This is a genomic window from Kitasatospora sp. NPDC056181 (assembly GCF_042266225.1).
In the GTDB taxonomy this organism is placed as follows: domain Bacteria; phylum Actinomycetota; class Actinomycetes; order Streptomycetales; family Streptomycetaceae; genus Kitasatospora.
Map to the genome: position 1 here is coordinate 134245 of NZ_JBHJUK010000004.1, position 23939 is coordinate 158183.

A 23939-nucleotide genomic window follows, 5' to 3' on the forward strand; every position below is an offset into this window, starting at 1 on the left:
GGTCACGGGCTGGGTCACGCGGCCGGGGTCACGGCCGGTACGGCAGCTGCGGCACGTCGAAGCAGTTGGTGGTCATGGACGCCACCTGGGTGACCCAGCCGCCCCTTCCCCCCTCCGCCGCGTCCTGCCAGCGGGCCGCGTTCAGACAGGCACGGGTCAGGCCCGACGGCGGCGGCTGCGGCACGAAGGAGGCGGGCAGGATCAGGCCGTGCGCGTCGTAGGGCTCGGCACGGTTCATGAAGCCCCCGACGCAGGCCCGCGTGAGCTCCGCGCCGCAGGAGTCCATCGCGTCGGTGAGCCACTGCGCACCCGCCCAGCCCTCCAGCTCCCAGGCCGAGAGCAGCGGCGCGCGGTCGGGGTAGTACCGGGCCATCGCGGCGCGGAAGTCCGCCACCGCCGGGTGGTCCACGTCCTCGTAGTTGAGGCTGGACGAGGTCGCCCAGAGCACGTTGCGGCAACCGGGTGACGACTGGTAGTCGGTGCGGACGGTCTCGGACCAGTTCTGGACGTTGGTCACCTTCGCCTCGACCTCCACCCCCGCCTCGTCCAGCGCCTGGCACAGGGCCGCGTTGCCGCGGGTGTCCATGGCGTCGAACAGCAGCTGCGAGCCGTCGGCGCGGACGGCGGCGGCGACCGCCTGGAAGTTCGGCAGCGCGAAGTCGACCGTCTGCGTCAGGACCCGGTAGCCCTCCGCCTCCAGGCCCTCCCTCAGCTGGGCGGCGTAGCGGGCCGAGTCGGCCTGGTTGTAGGCGACCACCGCGGCGCTGCGTGCGCCCAGCCGCTCCTTGAAGAACCGGTACACCTCGGTGGTCTGGTAGAGCGTCCCGTTCCAGCCGACGGCGTTCCCGTCGCGCGGGGCGCTGTTGCCGTAGATCTCGTAGAGGTGCGGCCAGCGGTCGTACGCCGTGCCGATCGGCTGGCCGCCGACGTCCGGCACGGCCTTCCCGCTCACGTACGGGGCGCCCGCGTAGTCCAGCACGCTGCCGGAGACGAAGGCGAAGACGTGCGACTGGTCGATCAGCCGGTGCACGCAGTCCTGGTTGCCGATGCCGCTGCCGCCGTCGTCGCAGGTGACCGGCTTGACGGTGCGCCCGTGCAGGCCGCCGCGGTCGTTCAGGGCCTGGAAGAAGGCCAGCGCGCCGTAGCGGGGGCCGCTGAACACCTCGCTGCCGACCGGGCTGGTCAGCGAGGTGACGATGCCGACCCGGATCTCGGTGGCGGTGACACCGGTGTCGGAGGCCGGATTGCCGCCCGTCGTACCGCCCCCGCCCGGGGTGGGGCGGGGGCCGAACGCGCTGTCCGGAAGCCGGGTCCCGCAGGCGGCGACGGGCAGCAGCACGAGCAGCGGCACGAGCGACAGCGCCAGGGCGCGGACACGGACGCGGGCGCGGCGCGCGGGCCGTCGGCGGACGGGTCCGCCGGCGGCCCGGCGGGAGGGCGGCGCCGTCAGCTGCATCCGGGGATCGGGGTTCCGCTGCCCGCGCCCGCCTGGGTGAGCAGGCCGCACAGGGTCGAGCGGGAGACCTTCCAGGTGCCGTTCTCCAGCACGGCCTGGCCGGTGGCACTCGGCTCGACCACGGTGCCCTGGAGCGAGAGCTCGTAGGTGACGGTGGCATCGGTCGGCGAGGTGAACGCCACGTCGGTCACCCTGGCCTTCACCTGGCCGACCCGCGGGTCCTGGGAGAAGCCCTGGAGGGCGGGGAGCAGCACGTCACCGTTCTGGAGCAGACTGGCCTTCTCCGGGATCGGGGTGCTGGGGTCGAAGAACTTCTCCCAGTTCGCGGTGACCTGGTTCTTCGCGGTCGCCGGGTCGGCGGGCGCGGTCCCGCCGGGGCTCGCGCTGGCACTGGCGCTGGCGCTCGCACTGGCACTGGCACTGGCCGACGCCGAGGCGGACACGGATGCCGACCCCGAGGCCGTCGAGGTGGACTTGCTGCTGCTGCACGCGGCCACCGTGCCCACCAGCAGCAACGCGAGCAGCGCGCTCGCCGACCGCAGGACCGGGCCGCCGCCCCGACGCGTGCCGCGGGTGTCGCGGGTGCCGCTCTGCCTCACGTGCATGGTGTTCCTCTCGACTGCGGCGGTCACGTCGTCGGCGCCGAAGCCCCGACCGCGTCGGCCGCGCCGCCCGGATGCGCCGCGCGGCCCGCTCCGCCGATGTCCGGATGCTGTTCCAGGCCGATCCTGGAAATGTCGCAAGTGACACCATCAAGGCGGATCCATGGACGAATCGCAATCCGGGGGCGAAAGCTCCCGTACCGCCGCTCAGGGGGCGGGCGGCCCTCCCGCCGCCGGCCCGCGGCGCCCCGCCGCGCGGGCGGTGCGGACGGTCCGCGGCGCGCGCGGGTGGAGCGAGTGGCGCGAGTGGACCGGCTGGATCATCGCGGCCGCGGGGGCCGCCCTCTGCGTGCTGGGTTGGTACGGGGTGTCCGGCGAGCAGTTCGCCGAGCAGCAGATCCCCTACCTGGCCTCGTCCACCATCCCGGGCGCGGCGCTGATCGTGGCGGGCGTCGTCCTGGTCGCCCTGCGCTCCTCCGGCCGCTCCCCGGGGCCGTCCGACCGCTCCGCCGACCTGACGCACCTGCGGGTCGAGCGGCTCTACGCCCTGCTGGTCGAGCCCGACGACGGGCCCGGCGACGGCTCCCCCGGCGACAACTCCCCCGGTGACGACGCCGACGGCACGGGCGCCGCGAGCGACGCAGGCGACGCCGACGACACGGGCGACGCGGGCGACGCTGACGCCGCGGGCGACGCGGAGACCGCCGGCGTCACGCTGGCCGTCCCCGAGGGCACCCTCTACCACCGGCCGCACTGCCCGCTGGTGACCGGCAAACCCCGGGCCGTACCGGTGGACGCCGCCGCCGTCCGGGCGCGCGGGCTCGCCCCCTGCCGGCTCTGCGAACCCGGGCCGCCCGGCGGGGCCGACCCGCCCGAGGGCCCCGCCGGCCCCGCCGGCCCGGGCGACGCCGCCCCACCGGCCGGCTGAGCGGCGGAGGTCCCCGTGCCGGACGTCCTCACCCCCGACTCCCTCGGCCTCACCGTCGACCTCGCGCTCGCCGGACTGACCGTCGGCTGCGCCGCCGCCCTGAGCGGCATCGGCCTGGTCGTCTGCCACCGCGCCACCGGCGTGCTCAACCTCGCCCAGGGCGCGCAGGCCATGCTCGTCGCCTACCTGCTGCGCGACCTCGTCGTGGTGCGGCACTGGCCGGTCTGGCCGGCCGTCGCGTGCTGCCTGCTGCTGGTCGCGCCCGCCCTCGGGGTGGTGCTGGACGCCCTGGTGTACCGGCCGTTGCAGCGGCGCGGCGCCGGGACGGCCGAGACCGTGGTCGCCGGGGTCGGCGTCTTCGTCCTGCTCATCGGGGTGGTGGTGCTGCTCTGGGGCGCCGCCCCGCTGAGCGGCGCGCCGTCCCCGTTCGGCGGTGCTCCGATCGTGCTGCCCGGCGGACACACCCTGCGGCCGGACACCGTGGCGCAGCTCGCCGCCATCCTGGTGCTCTCCGTGACGGTGGCCGCGACCACCCGCTTCACCCGGTTCGGCCTCCAGCTGCGCGCGGTCGTCGACGACCGCCGGCTCGCCCGGCTGGCCGGGGTGGACGCCGACCGGGTCTCGGCGGCCGGCTGGGCGTTCGGCTCGTTCACCGCCGGCCTGGTCGGTGTCGCGCTGGCGCCCTACCTGCTGCTCGACCCGTACGGGCTGCCGCTGCTGGTGATGGAGACGATGGCGGTCGCGGTGGCCGCCCGGCTGCGGTCCATCCCGGTGGCGGTGGCGACCGGCCTCGGCCTCGGGATCGCGCAGGCCGAGATGACCCGGCTGCGCCCGCCCGGCCAGCTGCTGCCGCTGGTGCAGGCGGTGCAGGCCAACCTGTTCGTGGTGGCGCTGCTGGCCGCCGCACTGCTGGCCGGCCCCCGGATCACGGGCGGGCAGCCCGACCGTGCCCCGCTCACCGCGCCCGGGCCGGCCGGCGGGGGGCGGGCGGCCCGGGCGGCCTGCCTGGTGCTGCTCCTGCTGCCGCTCGGCTTCCGCGGCAACGACCTGCGCAGCGCGCTGCTGGTGCCCGCGCTGGCCCTGGTCCTGCTGTCCATCGTGGTGGTGACCGGGTACGGCGGGCAGATCTCGCTCGGCCAGGCCGGGTACGCGGGGCTCGGCGCGCTGGGGACGGCGCTGCTGATGTCCGGACGGATCCCGGGCGTGCCGCCGCTGCCCGCCGCGCCCGCGCTGCTGCTCGCGGTCCTGGCGACCGCGCCGCTCGGTCTGCTCACCGGCTGGCCGGCGATCCGGCGGCGCGGGTTGGCGCTCGCCCTCGTCACCTTCGCGGTCGGGACGGCGATGAGCCGCTTCGTCTTCCAGCAGCCGTACGCGACCACCGGGCTGACTCTCGACCGGCCCGCCTTCCTGGCCGGCGACCGGGCCTTCTACCTCGCCGAACTGCTGCTGCTCGGGCTGGGCCTGGTGGTGGTGCACGCACTGCACCGGGGGCGGCTGGGCCGGGCCCTGACCGCGATGCGCGACCACGAGCAGGGCGCGGTGGCGGCGGGGGTGGACGTGCCCGGGCTGAAGCTGTTCGCCTTCGTGGCCGGGGCGGCGCTGGCCGCGCTCGGCGGCGCGCTGATGGGCCTGGCCGGGCGGGCCTTCGACGCGGCCTCGTTCGACCCGGTGCTCGGGCTGCTGTGGTTCGCGGCCGTGGTGGTGGCCGGCGCGGACAGCGCGCTCGGGGCGGTGCTCGCCGCCGCCCTGCTGATCGGCCTGGACTCGGGCACGGTGGCGGGGGTGTCGGCGGTCGCGGTCGGCGTCCTCGCGGCGGCGATCGGCCGCCTGCCGGGTGGCCTCGCGGGCATGGCGGCCCGTCTGCCGCGCCGCCGCCCGGCGGAGGCCGCCGCGGCGCTGCCGCCCGCCCGGCTCACCCCGGCGGGCCGACGGCTCCGCGCCCTGATCGCCGCCCGGCGCGGCGACGCCCCGGGGGAGGCCCGGCCGTGAACCGTACGGACGCCGGCCGGGCCCGGCTGACCGCGCGGGGCGTGGTCCGCCGGTACGGCGGGATCGAGGCGGTGGCCGGGGTGGACCTGGCCGCGCCGCCGGGGCGGATCACCGCACTGATCGGACCGAACGGTGCCGGCAAGAGCACGCTCTTCGACTGCCTGGCCGGGACGGTCCGCCCGGACGCCGGCCGGGTGCTGCTCGGCGGCCGTGACGTCACCCGGCTGCCCGCGTACGCCCGGGTCCGGCTCGGGCTGGCCCGGACGTTCCAGCAGATCGCCGTCTTCCCGACCCTCCCGGTCGCGGACAACGTCCGGATCGGCGCCGAGCAGCGGCGCGGCCGCCGGCCGGACCCGCGCACGGTGGACGGGGCGACGGCGCGGGCCCTCGCCCTGTTCGGGCTCGGGAGCGTCGCGGCGCAGCCGGCCGGCGACCAGCCGACCGGGGTGCTGCGCCTGGTGGAGCTGGCCCGCGCCCTGGCCGGCGACCCGCGCGTGCTGCTCCTGGACGAGCCGTCGGCCGGTCTGGACGCGGCGCAGACCGCCCGGCTGGTCTCCGTCCTGCGCGGCCTGGCCGGCCGGGGCATGGCGCTGCTGCTGGTCGAGCACGACCCGGACCTGGTCGGGGAGCTGGCCGACACCGTGTACGCGATGGCCGGCGGCCGGGTGGTGACGTGCGGTCCGGCCCGCGCCGTACTCGCCGACGCCCGGGTGGAGCGGTTGTGGGGCGGGGCGGCGGCACCGACGGGGGCCGGCCCGTGAGCGTCGAAGCCGCCCTGCGCTCGGCCCGCGTCCGGTACGGGCCGCTGGAGGCGCTGCACGGGGTGGACCTCGCCTTCCCGGCCGGCGCGGTCACCGTCCTGCTCGGCCGCAACGGCTCCGGCCGCACCAGCGCGTTGCACGCGCTCGCCGGGGTGGTCCGCCTCACCGCCGGGCGGGTGCTCTGGCAGGGGCGGGACGTCACCGCGCTCGACGCGCACCGGCGGGTCCGGCTCGGGCTGGCACTGGTGCCGGCGGAGCGGGCGGTGTTCGCCTCGCTGACGGTGGCCGAGCACCTCGGGCTCGGCGGCTCCGACCCCTCCGGGGCGGACGAGGTGCTCGCGCTCCTGCCCGAGCTGTCCGCCCTGCTGCCCCGCCCGGCCGGGACGCTCTCCGGCGGCCAGCGGCAACTGGTCGCCGTCGCCCGGGCGCTGACCGCACGCCCGCGCCTGCTCCTGCTCGACGAGCCGGACCGGGGCCTCGCGCCCGCCGTCACGGCCCGGCTCCACGCCCACCTGCTCGGCACGGCCGCCGCCGGGGACCGGACGGTCGTGCTGACCGCGCAGTCGCTCCCCCGCAGCCTGGCCGGGGCGGCGGTCGTCCACGTGCTGCACCGGGGCGAGGTCAGCTTCTCCGGGGAGCCTTCCGAGCTGAGGGGGCGTCCGGCCGGGGCGTGGTGATCAGTTCGCCCGGCGCCGCGGCGGCCATGATGTCGCCCAACAGGCGGCGTGCGGACTCGAGTTCGCTGATGGTCCCGGCGATCCGGGCGTCCTCGGCGGCGAGGCCGGCGAGGAGTTCGGGGCAGGTCGGGCCGGGGCGGCGCTCGCCGGGGGCGGGCAGGCCGGGCAGGATCCCGGCGATCACCGTGCTGCTGAGGCCCGCTGCGAGCAGGGTGCGGATGCCGTGGACGGTGCGGACGTCGTGCTCGCCGTACTCGCGGTAGCCGCTGGGGCGGCGTTCGGGGCTGAGCAGGCCCTGCTCCTCGTAGTAGCGCAGCGCACGGGTGCTCACCCCGGTCCGCCCGGCCAGTTCCCCGATCCGCACCACGGCCCCCTCGGCGCCCGTTCCCACGCTTGACCCTCACGTCGACGTGAAGGTCTAGCTTAACCGCCGTGACAGACTTCCGATCTTCCGCAACCAGCCCTTCCCGCACCCCCGTTACCGTGCTCGGCCTCGGCCCGATGGGCCGCGCGCTGGCCTCCGCGCTGCTCACGGCCGGCCATCCGGTCACCGTCTGGAACCGCACCCCCGGCCGGGACGCCGACCTGCTCGCCGGGGGCGCCGAAGCCGCCGTGAGCGCCGCCGGGGCCGCGAGCGCGAGCCCTCTCACGCTGCTCTGCGTCCGCGACCACGACGCCGCCCGGGCCGTCCTCGACGCCGCCGGCGAGGCCCTGCGGGGCCGGACCGTGGTCAACACCACCTCCGTCGCCCCCGGACAGGCCCGGGAGACCGCCGCCCGGGCCGCCGGACAAGGCGTCCGGCTGCTCAACGCCGCGATCCTCACCCCCACCCCGACCATCGGGCAGCCGGGCGGCGTGATCGTCTGCTCCGGCGAGGAGGAGCCGTTCCACGTGCACCGGCCCGCGCTGGCCGCTCTCGCCGGCACCGTCACCCACCTGGGCGCCGACCCCGGCCGGGCGGCGGCGTACGACGCGGCGCTGCTGGACTTCTTCTGGACCACCGCGCACGGCTACCTGCACGCCCTCGCCCTGGCCCGCGCCGAGGGCATCGCTGCCGCCGAACTCGCCCCGTACGCCCACGGGTTGCCGCGCATCCTGCCGGCCCTCATCGACGACTGGGCCCGCCGCGCCGACGAGGGCCACCACCCCGGCGACCTCAGCAGCGTCACCTCCGCCGCGGCCGGCCTCGCCCACGTCGCGGGCACCGCCCGCGCCCGCGGCCTGGACACCGCCGTCCTGGACGCCGCCCTCGCCGTCACCGAGCGGGCCCTCGCCGCGGGCCGCGGCCCGGAGGGCGTCTCGGTGCTGATCGAGGTGCTGGGCGCCCGACGGCCTACTGCGCCAGGTAGCCCCCGTCGACCGGGAGGACGGCGCCGGTGACGAAGGAGGCGTCGTCGGATGCCAGGAACACGACGGCGGCGGCCACTTCGGCGGGCGCGCCGAGGCGGCCCATCGGGTGGAGCCGCTCGATCGCCGCGAGGTACTCGGAACCGCCCGGCTCGTCCCGGAGGCGGCGCACGCGCTCGGTGGTGATGGTGCCGGGGGCGACGGCGTTGACCCGGATGCCGCGGTCGGCCCACTCGACGGCGAGGTGCTTGGTGAGGCCGGAGGCGACGAACTTGGCGGGCCCGTAGACGGCCTGGCCGCGCTGGCCGGCCTCGCCGGAGATGGAGGAGACACAGACGATCGCGCCGCCCCGGCCCCGCGGGGCCGCCATCGCCTCGATCGCGTACTTGCAGGTGAGGAACATGCCGCGGCCGTCGACGGCCATCACCTGGTCCCACTCCTCGGCGCTCGCCTCGGTGATCTCCATCAGCGGCAGCACGCCCGCGTTGGCCACCAGGACGTCGAGGCGACCATGCCGGTCGACGGCGGCGGCGATCATCCGGCGGGCGTCGTCGTCGCGGGAGACGTCGCCGACCACCGTGACGACGGCCTGCGGGAGTTGCTCCGCCAGCCGGCGCAGGCCGACGGCGTCGATGTCGGTGGCGACGACCGACGCGCCCTCCCGGGCGAAGCGCTCGGCCACCGCGCGGCCGATGCCGCTGGCCGCGCCCGTCACCACGCACACCTTGCCGGCCAGCCGGCCGCCTCCCGGGAGTCCGTCGCCAGGGGATCCGTCACGCGGTTCGCCGCTCACCTCGGTCATGGCACCGGACTCTACCGACCATCCGTCAGAAACCGTGGTGCGCAACGGTTCACCGGTCCGCGGAAGTGGCGGCGGAGGTGGTCGCGGTGGCGGTCCCGGTGCGGCAGAGACGGGTCGGCGAAGGCGGTTCGGCAGGGCGGTTCGGCACGGGCGCGCCGGTGGCGCCACGACGGACGGGCCCTACCCGAGGATGCGCCGCTCGTACGCCTGGGCCACGGCGGCGGCCCGGTCGGCCGCACCCAGCTTGGCGTAGATGTGCGTGAGGTGGGTCTTCACGGTCGCCTCGCTGATGAACAGCACCCGGGCGATCTCCCGGTTCGAGGTGCCCTTGGCCACCAGGGCCAGCACCTCGCGCTCGCGCGTCGACAGCGGCGTCTCCTCCGGACCCTCCCCGCGGGGGCCGTCCTCCCCGTGGGCCGCCCCGCCGCGGGCCGCCGGGGTGCGCACCGCGGCGACCAGCCGGGAGGCGACCGCCGGGGAGAGCACGGTGCGCCCCTCGGCCGCGGCGCGCACCGCGGTGAACAGCTCGTCGCGCGGTGCGTCCTTCAGCAGGTAGCCGGTGGCGCCGGCCTCGATGGCGGGGAGGGTGTCGGCGTCCGTGTCGTACGTGGTGAGGACGAGGACGCGGGCCCGCGCACCCCGGTCCGTGAGGGCGGTGATGGCCTCGACCCCGCCGCCGCCCGGCATCCGCAGGTCCATCAGGACGACGTCGGGGTCGAGCGCGGCGACCCGGGCCACGGCCTCGGGGCCGCTCGACGCCTCGCCCAGCACGCGGAACCCGGGGTCGGCGGCGAACATGCCGCGCAGGCCGTCGCGCACGACGGGGTGGTCGTCGACGAGGAGCAGGGTGATCACGTCATCGCTCATGGCGCACCAACGGTACGCGAGCCGAGACCGCCGTCCCGAAGCCGGGTTCGGACTCGATGGTGACCGAGCCGGCGATGCGCTCGGCCCGGGCCCGCATGCCGGACAGGCCGAAGCCGCCGGTGCCGGCGCGGGCGGAGGCGGTGGGCAGGGCGAGCGGGTCGAAGCCCCGGCCGTCGTCCCGCACGTCGAGGACGACCTCGTCGTCGATGAAGGAGAGGGTGAGCCCGAGACGGGTCGCCTGCGCGTGCCGGGCGGCGTTGGCGAGCGCCTCCTGGCCGATCCGCAGCAGGGTGGCGGCGATCTCGCCGTGCAGCTCCTCCACCGTGCCGGTGACGGTGAACTCGGCCTGCACCCCCGTCCGTTCGCGCCACTCGGCGACCGTCTTGCGCAGCGCCCCCGGCAGCGTGTCGTGCTCCAGCGCCGCCGGCGAGAGGTTGCGGACGGAGCGGCGGGCCTCACCGAGGCTGTGCCGGGCGAGGTCGGCGGCCCGGTCGAGGTGGCCGCGGGCGGCGGCCGGGTCGGGGGCGGTGGCACCGGCCTGGAGCTGGGTGACGATGCCGGCCAGCCCCTGTGCGATCGTGTCGTGGATCTCGGCCGCCATCCGGGTGCGCTCGTCGGCGACCCCGGCCTCCCGCGCCTGGACGAGCAGTTGGGCGTGCAGGGCGGCGTTCTCCGCCAGCGCCTGCTGGAGCGCGGCGTTGGCCCGGGCCAGCTCCTCGATGGCGGTGGCCTGGGCGCGGGCCCGTTCGGCCTCCTGGGCGGCGACCCGGCTGAGCACCACCAGCAGCACGAGGTGCACGGTGAGCAGCCCGCCGAAGACGACCATCCCGGTCGTGCCGCGCGGCGGGAACCCGCCGGACTGGGAGCCCGCCAGGGTCACCGCGGTGGCGACCATGCCGGGCCAGCGCAGGCGCCGCGGCAGGAGCCGCTCCGCGTCGTAGTAGCCGGCGGTCGCATAGGTGGCGAAGAACGGGTTCAGCCAGGTCAGCGCGAAGGCCAGTGCCCAGCGGACCCCGTAGTACGCGGCGCTGTAGGCGGACGGGCCGGGGCGGTCGCGGGCCGCCGCGAGCCACCACAGTTGCAGCACGACGGCCGCGGCGGCGAGCGCCCCGACGGCCGCCCACCGGGGCCCGTCCATCCCGATCAGCCGGGAGGTGGCCGCCGAGAACAGCAGGCCGGCGCCGAGCAGGGCGAACGATCCCCAGCGGTGGAACACCGCCCACCGCCGCTCGACGGCGGTGCCGGCCCTCGCGGCGTTCTCGGCCCCCGTCCGCGCCACGTCGCTCCCGCCCCGGTCGCTGCCGGGCGCACCGCCCCCGACGGCGATCCCGCCGGGCCCGCCCCCGTCGGCCGCGTCCCCGCCGGCCCCCCCGTACGCAATGGTCACCCGCCCAGTCTGCACGAGGCCGATCACCACGGGGTCACTCCCACCGGAACCAGCGGGCGGCCGCCGCCAGCAGCGCCACCACCCAGACCGCGAGCACGCCCAGGTGCCCGAAGCCCGGCCAGGACCCCGCCGACGCCTCGCCGAACGCCTCGGCGGCGGCGCCGAACGGCGTCCAGCCGACCACCCGGGCGAGCGCGTCCGGCATCGCCTGCACCGGCACCCAGGTGCCCACGCAGAACATCATCGGGAAGTAGACCGCGGTGCCGACCCCGTTGGCGATCTTCGAGGTCCGGGAGAGCGCGGAGATCACCGCGCCGAGGGCCAGCGCGCCGAGAGCGGCGAGCACCAGGGCGAGCAGGTAGCCGAGCGGCTGCCGCGGCAGCGCCACGTCGAAGACGATCCGGCCCACCGCCAGCGACAGCGCGGCGGACACCAACGCGGCGGCGCCGTGCAGGACGATCTGCGCGCCGAGCAGCGCGGCCGGGCGGACCGGGGTGGTCGACATCCGGCGCAGGATGCCGCGCTCCCGGTAGCCGGTGATCACCGGTGGCATGGCCGCCACGGCGGCCGTGAGCAGCGCGATGAGCACGGACACCTGCCCGTAGGCGTCGACCGTCCTGATGCCGCCGAGCGACTCCTTGACCTCGCGGAAGGCGGGGATCGAACCGAGGATCACGAGCAGCAGGGTGGGGAACACCAGGATCCAGAAGACGCCGGCCGGCTCCCGCAGGAAGAGCCGCGCCTCGGCGGCGAGGACCGCGGCGGCCGGACCGCGCCGGCGGACGGCCCGGGCGGACGGCGCGGACGGCGCGGACGCCCCGGACGACCCGGCCGCCCCGGACGTGGACGTTGACGTTGACGGCGTGGACGGCGTGCGGGCGGCGGTCATGACTCGGCTCCGGTCAGGTCGATGAACGCGTCCTCCAGGGTGGCGTCGGTGACGCGCAGTTCATGGGCGGTGATGCGGTTGCGGGCGAGCAGGGTGAGGACGGCGTCGACGGTCTCGTCGGTCCCGGCCAGCGTGAGCCGGCCCTCCTCGGAGACGACGGAGACGAGCCCGGGCAGCGCGGCGAGGTCGGCCTCGGCCGGCGGCACCGAGGGCCGGAAGGAGACGACCCTGGCCCCGGCCGAGCGGCCGATCAGCCCGGCCGGGGTGTCCAGCGCGACGATCCGCCCCCGGTCGACGACGGCGATGCGGTCGCAGAGGCGCTGCGCCTCCTCCATGAAGTGGGTGACCAGCAGGACGGTGACCCCGCCCTCCCGGACCGACTCGACCAGCTCCCAGGTGGCGCGCCGGGCCTGCGGGTCGAGCCCGGTGGTCAGCTCGTCCAGGACGACCACGCGCGGCCGGCCGATCAGCGCCAGCGCGATGAACAGCCGCTGCTTCTGCCCGCCGCTGAGGTCCGCGAACCGGGTGGACAGCCGGGAGGTGAGGTTCAGCCGCCCGGCCAGCGACCGCCAGTCGGCGGGGTCGGGGTAGCAGGCGGCGTACAGCTCCAGGGCCTCGCGGACGGTCAGCTTGGGCTGGAGCTCGCTCTCCTGGAGCTGGACGCCGAGGACCCGGGTGGTCGCCGCGCGGTCGGCCCGCGGGTCGAGCCCGGCCACGCGCACGGTGCCGCCGTCGGGAACGCGCAGCCCGGCCACGCACTCGACCACGGTGGTCTTGCCGGCACCGTTGGGGCCGAGCAGACCGAAGATCTCGCCCTCGGCGACGGAGAAGGAGACGCCGTCGACCACCGGGCGCCCCGCGTAGGACTTCTGAAGGCCGGTCACCTCGATGACGGGGCCCGAGGCGGGCGGCGCTGGACTGCCGGAAGGTTTCATGGGTCCAGCTTCGCGAGCGGCCGGGACGGGCGGCATCCGCCGATCCGCTCGACCCGGGGCGCCCGTATCAACCGATCGGTTGATACGGGCGCCGGGGCTCCCCTCGGCCGCGCTCAGCCGATCGTCAGGACGAACGGCGTTGCTTCTAGTACAGCGTCCAGAGGTGGTCGTCGGTGCCGCCGTAAGCCCAACCGGCTCCGTAGCAGTTGTAGACGGTCAGCGGCAGGCCGTTGCGCTCGCCGCCCCAGTTGGCGACGTCCAGGCACAGCGTCGGAGTGGTGGCCATCAGGGTCTTCACGTTCATCAGCACCCCGTAGCCGGAGTAGTCCGAGGACGGCTGGAAGACCCACTCCTGGTTGTCCCCGCCGCCCGGGGAGCAGGTGTACATCCCGACCTGGGTGCCCGGGTCCACCACCCCGTAGTCCGGCACGTCCATGCACTGGCCGCTCTTGATGTTGCGGATCGTGAAGGCCGACATGCCGCGGTAGACATTGCCGTCGTAGTCGAAACTCCACTGCTGATTGTCGTTGCTTGACCCGTCGCACGTGTACTCGTACACCTTGGTGTTGTACTCCGCGCCGTAGTTGGGCAGGTCGGCGCACCAACCTGAGGCCAGGTTGTACAGCACCCCGGGGTTGGCGGCCTGGGCCGGAACCGAACTGACCGCCACGGCTGCCAGCACCGCCGCTGCCACGGCCGCCACCCGCGTGAATCGCTTCATCGTTCCTCCGCTGTGTGAGGGATCGGGGCGTCAGTTCACCATCCACACAAATGACTTGGCCATGACATGGCCGACCGGGGGTGACGGAGTGTCCGATTCCCCCGGCCGACTTGGCCGATCCCCGGCCGGCCCTAGGAGTAGTGCCGCAGCTCCGGCCAGAGGGCGGACCACGGCCTGGTGGTGCCGGTGCACAGCAGGACGGGGGCGTGCTGCTCCTGGTTCGCCACTCCGTGGCCGTTGTCGACGCGGGCGACCACCCGACAGCCCGTGAAGTACCGCTCCACGCCCGCGGACCCGTCCGGGTGGAGCAGCAGGACCGGGCCGTCGGAGGTGTCCGGCGGCGGGCCCCAGTCGGCGAGGCTCATGTGCCCGGAGTAGGGGGCCGGCAGTCCGTGGCGCGGGCCGTACCGGGCCAGCGCGCCCGCCTCGCCGTAGTTCGAGGTGAAGATCACCGCCCGGCCCCTCCGGTCGGCCGGAATCGCGGACCAGCCTCCGGCGGCGGCCTCGGCCAGTTCGGGCCAGCCGATCTGCTCGCCCTGCTCCGCGTCGATCCCGTTCACCACCGGGACCAGCTGAGCCGGCAGCACCGGCAGGGTGATCACGACGTTCACCGCGGCCGCGAACGCCAGCCACGCCGCGAACCGCACCCGGCCACGACGTGGCCGCGCCGCCACCCGCTGCGCCAGCGGCTCGCAGCCCGCGGCGACCAGCACCAGCAGCAACGGGAACGCGTAGTACGGCTTGCCTCCGACGGCGATCACCGCGACGCAGATCACCGGGTAGGCGACGGCGAAGGGCCTGGCCCAGTGCACGGCCCGGTCCCGGAGCAGCCGCCGGAACCCCGCCACCCAGACCGGCACCAGGACCGGGGACAGGTAGAGGATCTGCATCGGCACGAACATCAGTCGGTTGCCGGCCCCGTCCCTGTCGCTGATCCCACCGGCCACGGTCAGCTCGGGCCAGCCGTGCGCGGCCTGCCACCACAGGTTCGGCAGCGCGACGACCAGCGCGACCGCCAGTCCGGCCACCGGCCACCGACTCCGCAGCACGTGCCGGGGCCCGACCGCGAGCACGGCGGGGACGAGGGCGACGGCGAGCAGCACGACGAGGTCCTTGTTGAGCAGCGCGACCCCGGTGGCCGCGCCGAGCGCCACCCACCAGCGGCCGTCGCCGGTCCGCAGCAGGCGCAGTGCCGGCAGGCAGACGGCCAGCCAGGCGAGCAGGTCGAAGGTGCTGGTGTTCAGCAGATGACCGACGGCGAGGACGAACGCCGAGCAGGCCGCGCAGCAGGCGGCGAGCAGCTGACCTTGTCGTCCGGCGCCCAACTCCCGTGCCAGCAGTGCCATCAGGGCGATGCTCGCCGCGCAGATCAGCGCCGGGACCACCCGTAGCCCGGTCAGGCTGTCGCCGAACACCGCCGTCGACGCCCGCCCGAGCAGCGGGGTCAGCGGCGGCTGGTCGACATAGCCCCAGGCCAGGTGCTCGCCGGCGGTCAGGAAGTACAGCTCGTCGCGGTGGAATCCGTAGCGGCCCGCGAGCAGGAGCAGCAGCGCGGCAACCGCGGCGGCGACCGCGGTGACCTGCTTGGCCGCGAACGGCCTTACGACCATGGCCGGTTGCTCCGGCGCATCCCCCCGAACGCCCATGGGGCGAGTGTCGCAGCCGTGCGGCCGTGGAGGAAGGGGCCTGCCGCAGCGTCGTAGGCTCGCCCCATGACCGTCTCTGTCGACCGAGCCTCCGGGGCGCCCTGGGATCCGACCGCCGCCGGAGTGATGCGACTCCCCTCCGGCCGGCTGGTGCGGGGGCGCGGCCTGCTCCGGCCGGTGCCGCCGGGCCCGGGGCCCGATGTCGGCTTCTACCTGTTGGGCCGGCGGCCCGCGGCCTTCCCCTGGGAGACCAGGTGGCTCCGCTGGCCGGACTTCAGGCTGCCCGCCGACCGCACCGAGGCCGCCGCGGCCCTGCGGGAGGCGTGGGAGCGGTCGACCGCCGAACGGGTCGAGCTCGCCTGCGCCGGCGGCCGCGGCCGGACGGGCACGGCCCTCGCCTGCCTGGCGGTCCTGGACGGTGTGCCGGCCGGCGAGGCGGTGGCGTACGTCCGGGAGCACTACGACCGGCACGCGGTGGAGACGCCGTGGCAGCGCCGGTTCGTGGGGCGGTTCGGGTAACGGGCGCGCGTTTCACGGACGGGCCCGGGGGGCGGCTACCGGGCCGACGCCGCGGCCAGGAGGTACGACGGCTGGACCATGGCGGCCCACCAGGTGGACATGTCGTCCTCGGGGTCGTCGGGCTGCGGGGTGCGCCAGCTCGTGGCGGCGTGCAGGACGGCGTGCTCGCCCGGTTCGAAGGGCGGGAGGGTCCAGGTCAGGCCGCGGTGGCCGTCCACGTACTCGACGCCCCAGGTGAGGCTGGGCGAGCGGCGGTAGACGTCGTCGAGGTGGGCGGCCCAGCGGCGGGGCACGGAGTCGCCGGCCTCGGCACGGGCACAGATGTCCTCCTCGTCGGAGCCGCTCAGGGTGAGGACGGTGCCGGCGTTCTCCAGGCTGACGGCGGCCACGGCCTGCGTGCCGTCGTAGCCGCTCTCCACGTCCGCCGGCACGGCGCGGAAGGCCGCCGAGAGCTCGACGCGGCGCAGCGCGGTGCGCGCGTACACCTGCCAGACGGCGCCCCAGCAGGCGTCGACCGGGACGGTGAAGTCGGTGGCGGATGCCTCGAACGGGCAGAGCAGCAGCTCCAGTTCGACGGAGTCGCACTCCCAGCGGTGGATCAGGGCGCCGCCGGGCAGCCGGTGGACGCTGGTCGGCTGCCGCGGCACCGGCCGGCGGTCGACGACCGCGCCGAACTCCAGCACGCCCAACGGGGTGGCGACGTTGGGAGCGGCGGGCACGAACGGCCCCGGAAGGCGGGGAACCGAGGGCAGCAGACCGGGCATGTCGGAAGCCTACGCACACCGCCGAGCGGGGACCTCGGCACCCGCCCCGCACAGGAAGTCGGACCGGCCGACCTCTCATGCAGGTCGGCGCGCAAGCCGCCGGCAGCTCACAGGCCCGGCAGTACGCGCAGCGCCCGCAAGGGCGAGAAGCAAACCAGCACCCGCACAAGGGCGAAGCCCGCCCCGCACAGAAAGTCGGACCGGCCGACTTCCTGTGCAGGGCGACAGGACCGCAGGACCGCAGGGCCGCAGGGCCGCAGGGCCGCAGGGCCGCAGGGCCGCAGGGCCGCAGGGCAACAGGGCGTCAGAACGGCAGGACGGCGCGCAGGCCACCGGCACAGACGGCCGCGGCTCAGAGGCCCGGCAGCTCGCGCAGTGTCCGCAGGGGCGAGAAGTAGACCGGTACCCAGACGAGGGCGAGGCCCACGGCGCCCGCCCAGAGGGCGGCACGGGTGGAGAACAGCTCGCCGAGCAGGCCGGCCAGTGCCGCCCCGGCCGCGAGGGAGCCGGTGAGGACGAAGCGCATCGTGGCGTTCATCCGGCCGAGCAGCCGGTCGGGGGTGACGCTCTGGCGATAGCTGACCTTGAGGACGTTGTCGATGCCGACCTTGAAGGTGGTGACCAGCCAGCCGGCGGCGGCGAGCCAGAGCGCCGGGCCCCGGTCGACCAGCGCCACCGCGACACCGAGCGGTGCGACCGCCAGACCCATCGACCAGAGCACCCGCCCGGCGCCGAGGCGGCGGGCCAGGTGGCGGGCCGACAGCGAGCCGAGGAAGACACCGATCCCGCCGGCGGCGAAGAACAGGCCGATCGCGGCGTCGGGGAGCCGGAGCTCACGGACGAACAGGACGGGGAGCACGGTCTGGCAGAGCTGGATGGACAGGTTGGTGCAGCCACCCGCCAGGGCGACGGCCCGCAGCGAGGGGTGGCCGAAGACGAAGCGCAGGCCCTCCCGGATCTCCCGGGCCAGCCGCCGGCGGTCCGCCTCCTCGGGCGCCGGCTGCGGCTGCGGCTCCGGCCGGCGGAGGCGCAGCAGGCAGACCGCCGACCAGAGGTAGCTGACGGCGTCGACGGCGAGCGCGAGGGGCGCGGAGACCAGTGCCACCAGGAAGCCGCCCGCGCCCCGGCCCCCGACCTGGGTCGCGGCGTCGACCGTCACCAGGTACGCGTTGGCCCGGGCGAGGTGGTCCCGGCCGACGAGGTCCGGCAGATGACTCAGCGCGGCGACGTCGAAGAAGACGGTGGCCGCACCCGTCAGCAGGGCGACCAGGCAGAGCTGCTGGATGGTGAGTGCGCCGAACGCCCAGGCGACCGGCACCGAGGCGACCAGCACCACCCGGACGAGGTCGGCGGCCACCATCACGGGCCGCTTGCGCAGCCGGTCGACCCAGGCCCCGGCGGGCAGACCGATCAGCACGAACGCCAGGGTGCCCATCGTCGACAGCAGACCGACCTGCCCCGCCGAGCTGTCCAGCGCCAGCACGGCGACCAGCGGGAGCGCGAGCTGGCCGACCGCGCTGCCGAGTCTGCTCACCCCCGTCGCACCGAGCAGCAGTCGGAAGTCGGGATCGCGGAGAAGCGGACGGCTGGTCGCGGGCCGGGCCGCGGGCGGCCGGGTCGCACCGGGGTGAGTCGTGCCGGGGTGTGCCTTGTCGGGGTGAGTCGTGCCGGGGTGTGCCTTGTCGGGGTGAGTCGCACCGGGGTGTGCCTTGTCGGGGTGAGTCGCGCCGGGGTGTGCCTTGTCGGGGTGAGTCGCACCGGGGTGAGTCGTGGTCATGCGGCGAGCCTCGCGCCGTCCCCGGACCCGGACCATGAATTTAGGCTGAGCTAAAAGCAAGAGGCCGAGCGAATGACGGGGATGCGCCGTGCTGGAGTTGGAGTTCACCGCCCGCGACCTGGCGCGGACCAGGTTCGCCCTGTCCCCGCTCTGGGAGGTCGTGGCGAGCGTCCGGATCCTCAGGAACCCGGACGCGCACCCTCTGTACCGGCCGTGGAGCGACCAGGTACGCCCGCGACTGGCCGCCGCCGGGCTGGACTGGGGCCTGCTCGCCGACCTCGTCCCCGCCCCGCCCCGGGCGATCCCGATCTTCATCGCTCCCCCGCCGACGACTCCGCTGTCCGACCTGACGGTCGAGCTGGCCGCGCTCCGGGCGACCCCGGCGGAACGGGTCCGCGCCGGCCTCGGCGGGAAGCGGGCGCCACGGTCCGCGCGGATCGACGCACTGCTCGCCGACCCGCACGGCGGCCTGGCGCAGCTCGCCGAAATCGTCGAGGCCTTCTGGGAGATCGCGCTCGCGCCGTACTGGCCGCGGATGCGCTCGCTGCTGGAGGGCGACGTACTCCACCGGGCCAGGCTGCTGGCCGAGGGCGGCGCCGACCGGCTGCTCAACGACCTCGACCCGGCCGTCGCCTGGGACAGCGAAACACTGCGCATCCGGCACCGCTCCCCCGGCGGCTCCCTGCGGCTCGGCGGGCACGGCCTGCTGCTCGTGCCGTCGGTGTTCGCCTGGCCCCGCGTCTTCTCCGTCACCGCCCCCGCCTGGCAGCCCACCCTGCGGTACCCGCCGCGCGGCATCGCCACCCTGTGGGAACGGCGCACGGCGGTGGCCCAGCCCCTCGCCGCGGTGCTCGGCCGGACCAGGGCGCACCTGCTCGCCGAGCTCGACCTCCCGGCCTCCACCACCGACCTGGCCCGGCGCACCGGCATCACCCCGGGCGGCGTCTCCCAGCACCTGACCGCCCTGCGCGCCGCCGGCCTGGTCGACGCCCACCGCGCCGGCCGGTACGTGCTGTACACCCGCACCGAGGCCGCCGAGGTGCTGCTCACGGCTGCCGAACGGGGCGGGAGGGAGGACTGAGGAGCAGGGTGCGACCCCGAGCCGCGGACCTGCGAGCCGTGACCTGCGAGCCGTGACCTGCGAGCCGCGGACCTGCGAGCCGTGGACCCAAGGACAGTGGGCCTACAAGCCGTCGTCCGAGGACCGGCCGACGCTGCGGCTCTCCTGCTTCTGGTAGCGCCGCAGCATCCTGCCCGCGCCGACGGTCACCCGGGCCACGACACGCGCCCAGCGGGGCCCGCCGCGGTCCGCCCAGACCACGCAGACGCAGCCGCCGACGACGGCCGCCAGGATGCCGACCAGGACCAGTCCCACCATGTTTCCCACCCCTGCCTCACAGTTGGTGCCGGCGATCCTCCCGACCGAAGGACAGGACCGGATTTCGAGCAGCATACGCACCTTCCCGCCCGGCCGACTTCCTGCGCGGTGGTGGGACCGGGCAGGCCGGTCGGCGATGGCAGGGCGGGGAGTGCGCTGCAGATCAAGAGCCACGGCCCCGGCGGCACATCAGTGGATCGTGCGGCCGATTAGCGTGCCGACAGCGCGTCATGGATGCTCGCCACGTGCGGAAACCAGTGGCCGGGCCGGCGCGCTGACGACCCGTCGTCTCACCATCGAGGAACTCCCGCATGCTCACAATGAACGGATCCGGCGCACTGGTACGAGTGCGCCGGCGGCTGGTCGGCGCACTGGTGGCCCTGGCCCTGGCGGTCGGGCTCATGGGTATGACGCCGCCTTCGGCGCACGCCGACACCAACAACCGCCTCAGCACCATCAACTGGGACATCAGCGACCTGAACGGCGGCGGTGCGTCGGCGCACCAGCGGTATTGGGACGTGATCTCCCAGCTCCACTCGCTCAGCAGCCACGACTGGTTCAGGACCGACCTGGACGAGACCGTCGTGGCGGACAACGACCAGCTCATCCAGATCAGCCTGAACCGGGGCGGCGCCTACCTCGGAGCGATCTACTTCTGGCCGCACAACCTCTACGTGGCCGGCTTCTACCAGGTCGGGGGAACGCACTGGGTCTTCAACGACGGTGACGCGCCGAGGGAGCGCTTCAACCGGGTGCTGGGGGTCCAGGCGAGCACCCTCCCCTGGACCAGCAACTACAACGGCCTGCCCGGCGGCGGCAGCCGGCAGAACCAGCAGATCAACGGGCCGCGGCTCGACAACGCCCTGCAGCAGGTGCGTCAGATCGCCGCGCTCCAGAACAGCGGCAGCGGGCGCGCCGTCCTGGCGGACTCCCTCGTCATGATGATCCAGGCCACCTCGGAGGCGGCGCGCTTCGGAAGGATCTTCGACAACATCCGCGGCAACATCCGTGACCACGGCGTCGCCCAGATCGGCACGGAGAACGTCAACCTGGAGAGGAACTGGGACACGCTCTCGAACTGGGTGTACCGGGTCATGAACAACGCCGGCACCCCGCCCGTCACGGTCGGCGAAGGGGTCTTCGCCCGTACGTTCTACACGTTGCAGCAGCTGATGCAGTACGTGTCCTACATGGACCTCTACAGCGGGTCGCGTCCCAGGTAGTCGCTTCCCCGTGGATGACGAACCGCCAACGGCAGGTGGGCGGCCACACCCCTGTGGGTGGCCGCCCACCTGCCGTTGTGGTCGCCGGCGGCGCGCACGGGAAGCCCGCTGGGCGCAGGCGTTCGTGGAGTTCGCCGCCTCCCTCTGACGCACCACCTTCCGCCTCGGCCGTCCACCACCCGGCGAGCGGCCCCCGGTGCATCCGGGCGAATAAATCAGGAGCGTTGAAGCCCCCGCCCTGCTACGGTCGCCTCGTCCGTGCTTGACCAGGATGCCGAGAGAGACGGGGAAGGTGAGATTGTGGCCGCGGTGATGACCGCTGCGCCTGTGCTGCGCAGCGCCCGGATGCCCGTCCTCATCTCCCGGGCCCTGGTCTGACCGTACTTTCCGCGTTGCGCCGGGGCCCTTCATCCAAGGGTTCACCATGTCCTCGACCTCTTCCTGGCTCACCCGTACCGAGACCCCCTCGGACGTCCCGACCGTCCAGGCCCTGACCCTCGCCGCCTTCGGCCGGGCACACGAGGCCGACCTCCTCGCCGCGTTGCGCGCCGACGAGGGCTGGATCGACGGCCTCTCCTTCGTCGCCACGCAGGCCGCCGACCCGGCCGGCACGCCCGTCGCCCATGTCGTCCTCTCCCGGGCGTACATCGGCGACGTCCCCGCTCTCGCCATGGGGCCGGTCTCCGTGCACCCGGACCACCAGCGTTCGGGCGCCGGCTCTGCCACCGTCCTCGCCGCGCTCGATGCCGCCCGCGCGGCGGGTGAGCGCTTCGTGTTCCTGCTCGGGCACCCGACGTACTACCCGCGGTTCGGCTTCGTCCGCGCCTCCGCGCACGGCATGGAGCTCACCATGGACGTGCCCGACGAGGCGTGGATGGCGCTCAGCCTGAACGAGGGCGACCCGCTGCCGTCCGGCACGGCCCGCTGGGCGGCGGCGTTCGGTATGTAAGCGCGGAGGTGGTGGACCTGACGCCACGTCATTGATGACGGGGTCGCAGCCGCCCGGCTGCGGCCCCGTCGATGGGGCCCGTCACGGCGCGGGATCACGGCGTCGCCGACGGGCCGGTGCGGACGACGGCCTGGTCGCCGTGGGGGCCGAAGAGGTGCAGGATCTCCACCGCGTCCGCGCCGGCGGGGCCGAACCAGTGCGGTTCGCCGGTGTCGAACTCGGCCACCTCGCCCGGACGGAGGATGACCTCGCGCTCGCCGAGGATGAGCCGGAGTTCACCGGCGAGCACGTAGAGCCATTCGTAGCCGGCGTGGGTCACCAGCTCCGGTTCGCGGTGCCCGAGCACCTGCTTGAAGACCTGGACGCGGCCGGGGTACTGCGTCAGCGGCACCAGGACACTGCCGCGCTTCCTGCGCTGCGGCTTCAGGTGGACGCGCGGGTCGCCGGTGGCGGGCGCCGCCACCAGCTGGTCCAGTGCGACGCGGTGGGTCCGCGCGAGCGGGATGAGCAGGTCGAGTGTCGGGCGCCGTTTGCCGGACTCCAGGCGCGACAGCGTGCTCACGGAGATCCCGCTCTCCTCCGCGAGCGCTTCGAGGGTGAGGCCGCGGTCGCGCCGCAGGGCCCGCAGCCGCGGCCCGATGCTTTCGAGGATCTCCGCGACCCCGTCGTCCGGGCCGTGCGAGGCGTGCGAGGCGCCCACCGGGTTCATCCGGTCCATGCGGTTCATGGGGACCATTTTGCAGTCTTCGCAAAGACCCTGGGCCGGCACCGGTCCCCGGTCCGAGCATGGGGCCGCAAGCGATGCCGAACGGAAGGTGGGCCCGTGACCACAGCAATTCTGGCTGCTCAACCCGCATTGAGCGCCCGCCGGCGGTGGACGGTACTGGCCGTCTGCGCGCTGAGCATGTTCCTCGTGGGCCTGGACACCACGATCGTCAACGTCGGTCTGCCCGAGATCGGACGCGGCCTGGGCGTGGACACCCGCAGCCTGGAGTGGGTCGTGGACTCCTACACCGTGGTCCTGGCCAGTCTCCTGATCGCCTCCGGCGCCCTCGCGGACCGCTTCGGACGCCGTCGCGTGTTCCGGACCGGGCTGGTCGTCTTCGGCCTCTCCTCGCTCGCCTGCGCGGTGGCCCCGTCGCTGGGGTTCCTCGTCGCGGCGCGGGCCGCCCAGGGGGTCGGGGCCTCGATGCTGAGCCCGGTGGCCCTGGCGATCGTGGTCAACGCGATGCCCGATCCGCAGGAGCGGGCCCGGGCGATCGGCGTCTGGGCCTCGGTCTTCGGGCTCAGCATGGCGGCGGGCCCGGTCACCGGCGGGGCGCTGATCGCGGCGTTCGGCTGGCGATCGGTGTTCTGGATCAACGCACCGGTCGTGATCGGGGCCCTCGTCCTGGTCGCGGTGTTCGTGCCGGAGTCGCGCGGGCAGCGCGCCAGGCCGCTCGACCTTCCCGGCCAGCTGCTCCTCACCCTTGCTCTGTGCGCCGCGGTCGCCGTCCTCATCGAGGGCCCGCGGATCGGCTGGAGCTCGCCCCTGGCGCTGGCCGGCTACGCCCTGGTCGTGGCTGCGGCGGCCGGGTTCGCCCGGGTCGAGCGGCGCAGCAGCGATCCCCTGATGGACCTCGGGCTCTTCCGGCGGGCGCCGTTCGCCACGGCCGTCCTGGGCGCCGTGGCCGTGTTCGTCGCGCTGAACACGAGCCTGCTGCTCAACACGCTCTACCTCCAGCACGCCCGGGGCTGGACGCCGCTGGCGACCGGGGCGGCCACTCTGCCGATGGCGCTCGGGGCCGCCCTGTGCGCGCCCTGGTCGGGTGCCCTGGTGGGGCGTCTCGGACCGCGACGTCCGCTCCTCCTGGCGGGCGGGTTCACCGCCGCCGGCGGTCTCTGCCTGGTGGAGCTCGGCCGGGACACCAGCGTCCTGCTGCTCCTGCTCGCCTACCTGCTGATCGGGGTCGGCTTCGGCTTCGCCAACGCGCCGATCACCAACACCGCGGTCGCCGGCCTGCCGCCGTCCCGGGCCGGCGTGGCCGGGGCCATCACCTCGACCGCGCGCCAGGTCGGCTCGGCGGTCGGCATCGCCGTCGCCGGGGGGCTGGTGGCCGGCGTCGACCCCGACGGACTCGCCGGCGCGTCGCGTCCCGGCTGGCTGCTCGTGACGGCCTGCGGACTGTTCCTCTTCGCGGTGGCCCGGGCCTCAGGGCCGGGCCCCCGCCCGACCGCCGGCCGGTAGCCCCCGGACGCCGGCCGGTAGCCCCCGGACGCCGGCCGCCCCCACGGACCGCACCACACGGCCACACGGCCACGCGCCACACGCCACACGCCGCA

General features: G+C 75.1%; 24 protein-coding genes. 10 read left to right on the forward strand and 14 right to left on the reverse strand.

Annotated elements, in window-relative coordinates:
- Positions 1 to 28: 28 nt before the first annotated feature.
- Together ACFC1F_RS03520 and ACFC1F_RS03525 are read right to left on the reverse strand one after the other, a co-directional pair.
- The gene (locus ACFC1F_RS03520; protein ID WP_376155356.1) at positions 29 to 1456 is read right to left on the reverse strand and encodes an ABC transporter substrate-binding protein; all 1428 of its coding nucleotides are present in this window, start codon (positions 1454 to 1456) and stop codon (positions 29 to 31) included.
- Positions 1447 to 2061: a hypothetical protein gene (locus ACFC1F_RS03525; RefSeq protein ID WP_376155357.1), complete on the reverse strand. Its 615-nt coding sequence runs from the start codon at positions 2059 to 2061 to the stop codon at positions 1447 to 1449. Before ACFC1F_RS03525 ends, ACFC1F_RS03520 begins: the two co-directional genes overlap by 10 nt.
- 316 nt (positions 2062 to 2377) lie before the next feature.
- On the opposite strand from ACFC1F_RS03525, the gene ACFC1F_RS03530 reads away from it, so the two are divergent.
- Genes ACFC1F_RS03530 through ACFC1F_RS03545 form a run of 4 tightly spaced genes read left to right on the forward strand, consistent with a single transcriptional unit; the run spans position 2378 to position 6413 of the window.
- Positions 2378 to 2986 (forward strand): hypothetical protein, encoded by a 609-nt coding sequence (locus ACFC1F_RS03530; protein ID WP_376155408.1) that lies wholly within the window; start codon positions 2378 to 2380, stop codon positions 2984 to 2986.
- A gap of 15 nt (positions 2987 to 3001) precedes the next feature.
- On the forward strand, positions 3002 to 4975 hold the full coding sequence (locus ACFC1F_RS03535) for an ABC transporter permease (protein WP_376155359.1): 1974 nt from the start codon (positions 3002 to 3004) through the stop codon (positions 4973 to 4975).
- Positions 4972 to 5736, forward strand: a complete 765-nt coding sequence (locus tag ACFC1F_RS03540; protein ID WP_376155360.1) for an ABC transporter ATP-binding protein — start codon at positions 4972 to 4974, stop codon at positions 5734 to 5736. The genes ACFC1F_RS03535 and ACFC1F_RS03540 overlap by 4 nt, the downstream gene beginning before the upstream one ends.
- Positions 5733 to 6413: an ABC transporter ATP-binding protein gene (locus tag ACFC1F_RS03545; protein ID WP_376155362.1), complete on the forward strand. Its 681-nt coding sequence runs from the start codon at positions 5733 to 5735 to the stop codon at positions 6411 to 6413. The genes ACFC1F_RS03540 and ACFC1F_RS03545 overlap by 4 nt, the downstream gene beginning before the upstream one ends.
- Here ACFC1F_RS03545 and ACFC1F_RS03550 read toward each other — a convergent pair.
- Complete coding sequence (locus tag ACFC1F_RS03550; protein ID WP_376155363.1) at positions 6358 to 6804, reverse strand: MerR family transcriptional regulator; 447 nt, start codon at positions 6802 to 6804, stop codon at positions 6358 to 6360. The genes ACFC1F_RS03545 and ACFC1F_RS03550 overlap by 56 nt on opposite strands.
- Before the next feature lie 41 nt (positions 6805 to 6845).
- Between ACFC1F_RS03550 and ACFC1F_RS03555 the strand changes: the two genes are divergently transcribed.
- Positions 6846 to 7793 (forward strand): NAD(P)-dependent oxidoreductase, encoded by a 948-nt coding sequence (locus ACFC1F_RS03555; RefSeq protein ID WP_376155364.1) that lies wholly within the window; start codon positions 6846 to 6848, stop codon positions 7791 to 7793.
- Here ACFC1F_RS03555 and ACFC1F_RS03560 read toward each other — a convergent pair.
- The 7 genes from ACFC1F_RS03560 to ACFC1F_RS03590 form a co-directional block, all read right to left on the reverse strand.
- A complete protein-coding gene (locus ACFC1F_RS03560) occupies positions 7747 to 8562 on the reverse strand; it encodes an SDR family NAD(P)-dependent oxidoreductase (RefSeq protein WP_376155366.1) in 816 nt (271 codons plus the stop codon). The two genes, ACFC1F_RS03555 and ACFC1F_RS03560, sit on opposite strands and share 47 nt — an antisense overlap.
- Positions 8563 to 8742: 180 nt before the next feature.
- Positions 8743 to 9429, reverse strand: a complete 687-nt coding sequence (locus ACFC1F_RS03565) for a response regulator transcription factor (RefSeq protein ID WP_245203975.1) — start codon at positions 9427 to 9429, stop codon at positions 8743 to 8745.
- Positions 9419 to 10708 (reverse strand): sensor histidine kinase, encoded by a 1290-nt coding sequence (locus ACFC1F_RS03570; RefSeq protein WP_376155409.1) that lies wholly within the window; start codon positions 10706 to 10708, stop codon positions 9419 to 9421. Before ACFC1F_RS03570 ends, ACFC1F_RS03565 begins: the two co-directional genes overlap by 11 nt.
- A gap of 142 nt (positions 10709 to 10850) precedes the next feature.
- A complete protein-coding gene (locus tag ACFC1F_RS03575; protein WP_376155369.1) occupies positions 10851 to 11705 on the reverse strand; it encodes an ABC transporter permease in 855 nt (284 codons plus the stop codon).
- The gene (locus ACFC1F_RS03580; RefSeq protein WP_245203976.1) at positions 11702 to 12640 is read right to left on the reverse strand and encodes an ABC transporter ATP-binding protein; all 939 of its coding nucleotides are present in this window, start codon (positions 12638 to 12640) and stop codon (positions 11702 to 11704) included. The genes ACFC1F_RS03575 and ACFC1F_RS03580 overlap by 4 nt, the downstream gene beginning before the upstream one ends.
- A 145-nt stretch (positions 12641 to 12785) precedes the next feature.
- Positions 12786 to 13361 carry an RICIN domain-containing protein gene (locus tag ACFC1F_RS03585; protein WP_376155371.1) on the reverse strand — a complete coding sequence of 192 codons (576 nt, stop codon included), beginning with the start codon at positions 13359 to 13361 and terminating at the stop codon, positions 12786 to 12788.
- Positions 13362 to 13492: 131 nt separating this feature from the next.
- Positions 13493 to 14971 carry a glycosyltransferase family 39 protein gene (locus ACFC1F_RS03590; protein WP_376155373.1) on the reverse strand — a complete coding sequence of 493 codons (1479 nt, stop codon included), beginning with the start codon at positions 14969 to 14971 and terminating at the stop codon, positions 13493 to 13495.
- 102 nt (positions 14972 to 15073) lie between these two features.
- Here ACFC1F_RS03590 and ACFC1F_RS03595 point away from each other — a divergent pair, with 102 nt between their 5' ends.
- A complete protein-coding gene (locus ACFC1F_RS03595; protein ID WP_209409718.1) occupies positions 15074 to 15526 on the forward strand; it encodes a protein phosphatase in 453 nt (150 codons plus the stop codon).
- Positions 15527 to 15561: 35 nt separating this feature from the next.
- Here the strand turns inward: ACFC1F_RS03595 and ACFC1F_RS03600 are convergent, their stop codons facing one another.
- Positions 15562 to 16290, reverse strand: coding sequence for a hypothetical protein (locus tag ACFC1F_RS03600; protein ID WP_376155375.1), 729 nt, complete (start codon positions 16288 to 16290; stop codon positions 15562 to 15564).
- A 352-nt stretch (positions 16291 to 16642) separates the two neighbouring features.
- Positions 16643 to 17824 carry an MFS transporter gene (locus ACFC1F_RS03605; protein WP_376155377.1) on the reverse strand — a complete coding sequence of 394 codons (1182 nt, stop codon included), beginning with the start codon at positions 17822 to 17824 and terminating at the stop codon, positions 16643 to 16645.
- Positions 17825 to 18155: 331 nt separating this feature from the next.
- Between ACFC1F_RS03605 and ACFC1F_RS03610 the strand changes: the two genes are divergently transcribed.
- Positions 18156 to 19148, forward strand: coding sequence for a DUF5937 family protein (locus ACFC1F_RS03610; RefSeq protein WP_376155379.1), 993 nt, complete (start codon positions 18156 to 18158; stop codon positions 19146 to 19148).
- 102 nt (positions 19149 to 19250) lie between these two features.
- Here the strand turns inward: ACFC1F_RS03610 and ACFC1F_RS03615 are convergent, their stop codons facing one another.
- Positions 19251 to 19445, reverse strand: coding sequence for a hypothetical protein (locus tag ACFC1F_RS03615; RefSeq protein WP_376155381.1), 195 nt, complete (start codon positions 19443 to 19445; stop codon positions 19251 to 19253).
- Between the two features lie 311 nt (positions 19446 to 19756).
- Here ACFC1F_RS03615 and ACFC1F_RS03620 point away from each other — a divergent pair, with 311 nt between their 5' ends.
- Together ACFC1F_RS03620 and ACFC1F_RS03625 are read left to right on the forward strand one after the other, a co-directional pair.
- Complete coding sequence (locus tag ACFC1F_RS03620) at positions 19757 to 20668, forward strand: ribosome-inactivating family protein (RefSeq protein WP_376155383.1); 912 nt, start codon at positions 19757 to 19759, stop codon at positions 20666 to 20668.
- Positions 20669 to 21092: 424 nt separating this feature from the next.
- On the forward strand, positions 21093 to 21617 hold the full coding sequence (locus ACFC1F_RS03625; RefSeq protein WP_376155385.1) for a GNAT family N-acetyltransferase: 525 nt from the start codon (positions 21093 to 21095) through the stop codon (positions 21615 to 21617).
- 94 nt (positions 21618 to 21711) lie between these two features.
- On the opposite strand, the gene ACFC1F_RS03630 is transcribed toward ACFC1F_RS03625, so the two are convergent.
- Entirely contained in the window at positions 21712 to 22335 is a 624-nt protein-coding gene (locus tag ACFC1F_RS03630) for a helix-turn-helix domain-containing protein (RefSeq protein ID WP_376155410.1), read from the reverse strand.
- A 105-nt stretch (positions 22336 to 22440) separates the two neighbouring features.
- On the opposite strand from ACFC1F_RS03630, the gene ACFC1F_RS03635 reads away from it, so the two are divergent.
- A complete protein-coding gene (locus ACFC1F_RS03635) occupies positions 22441 to 23844 on the forward strand; it encodes an MFS transporter (RefSeq protein WP_376155387.1) in 1404 nt (467 codons plus the stop codon).
- The last annotated feature ends 95 nt before the right edge of the window (positions 23845 to 23939 follow it).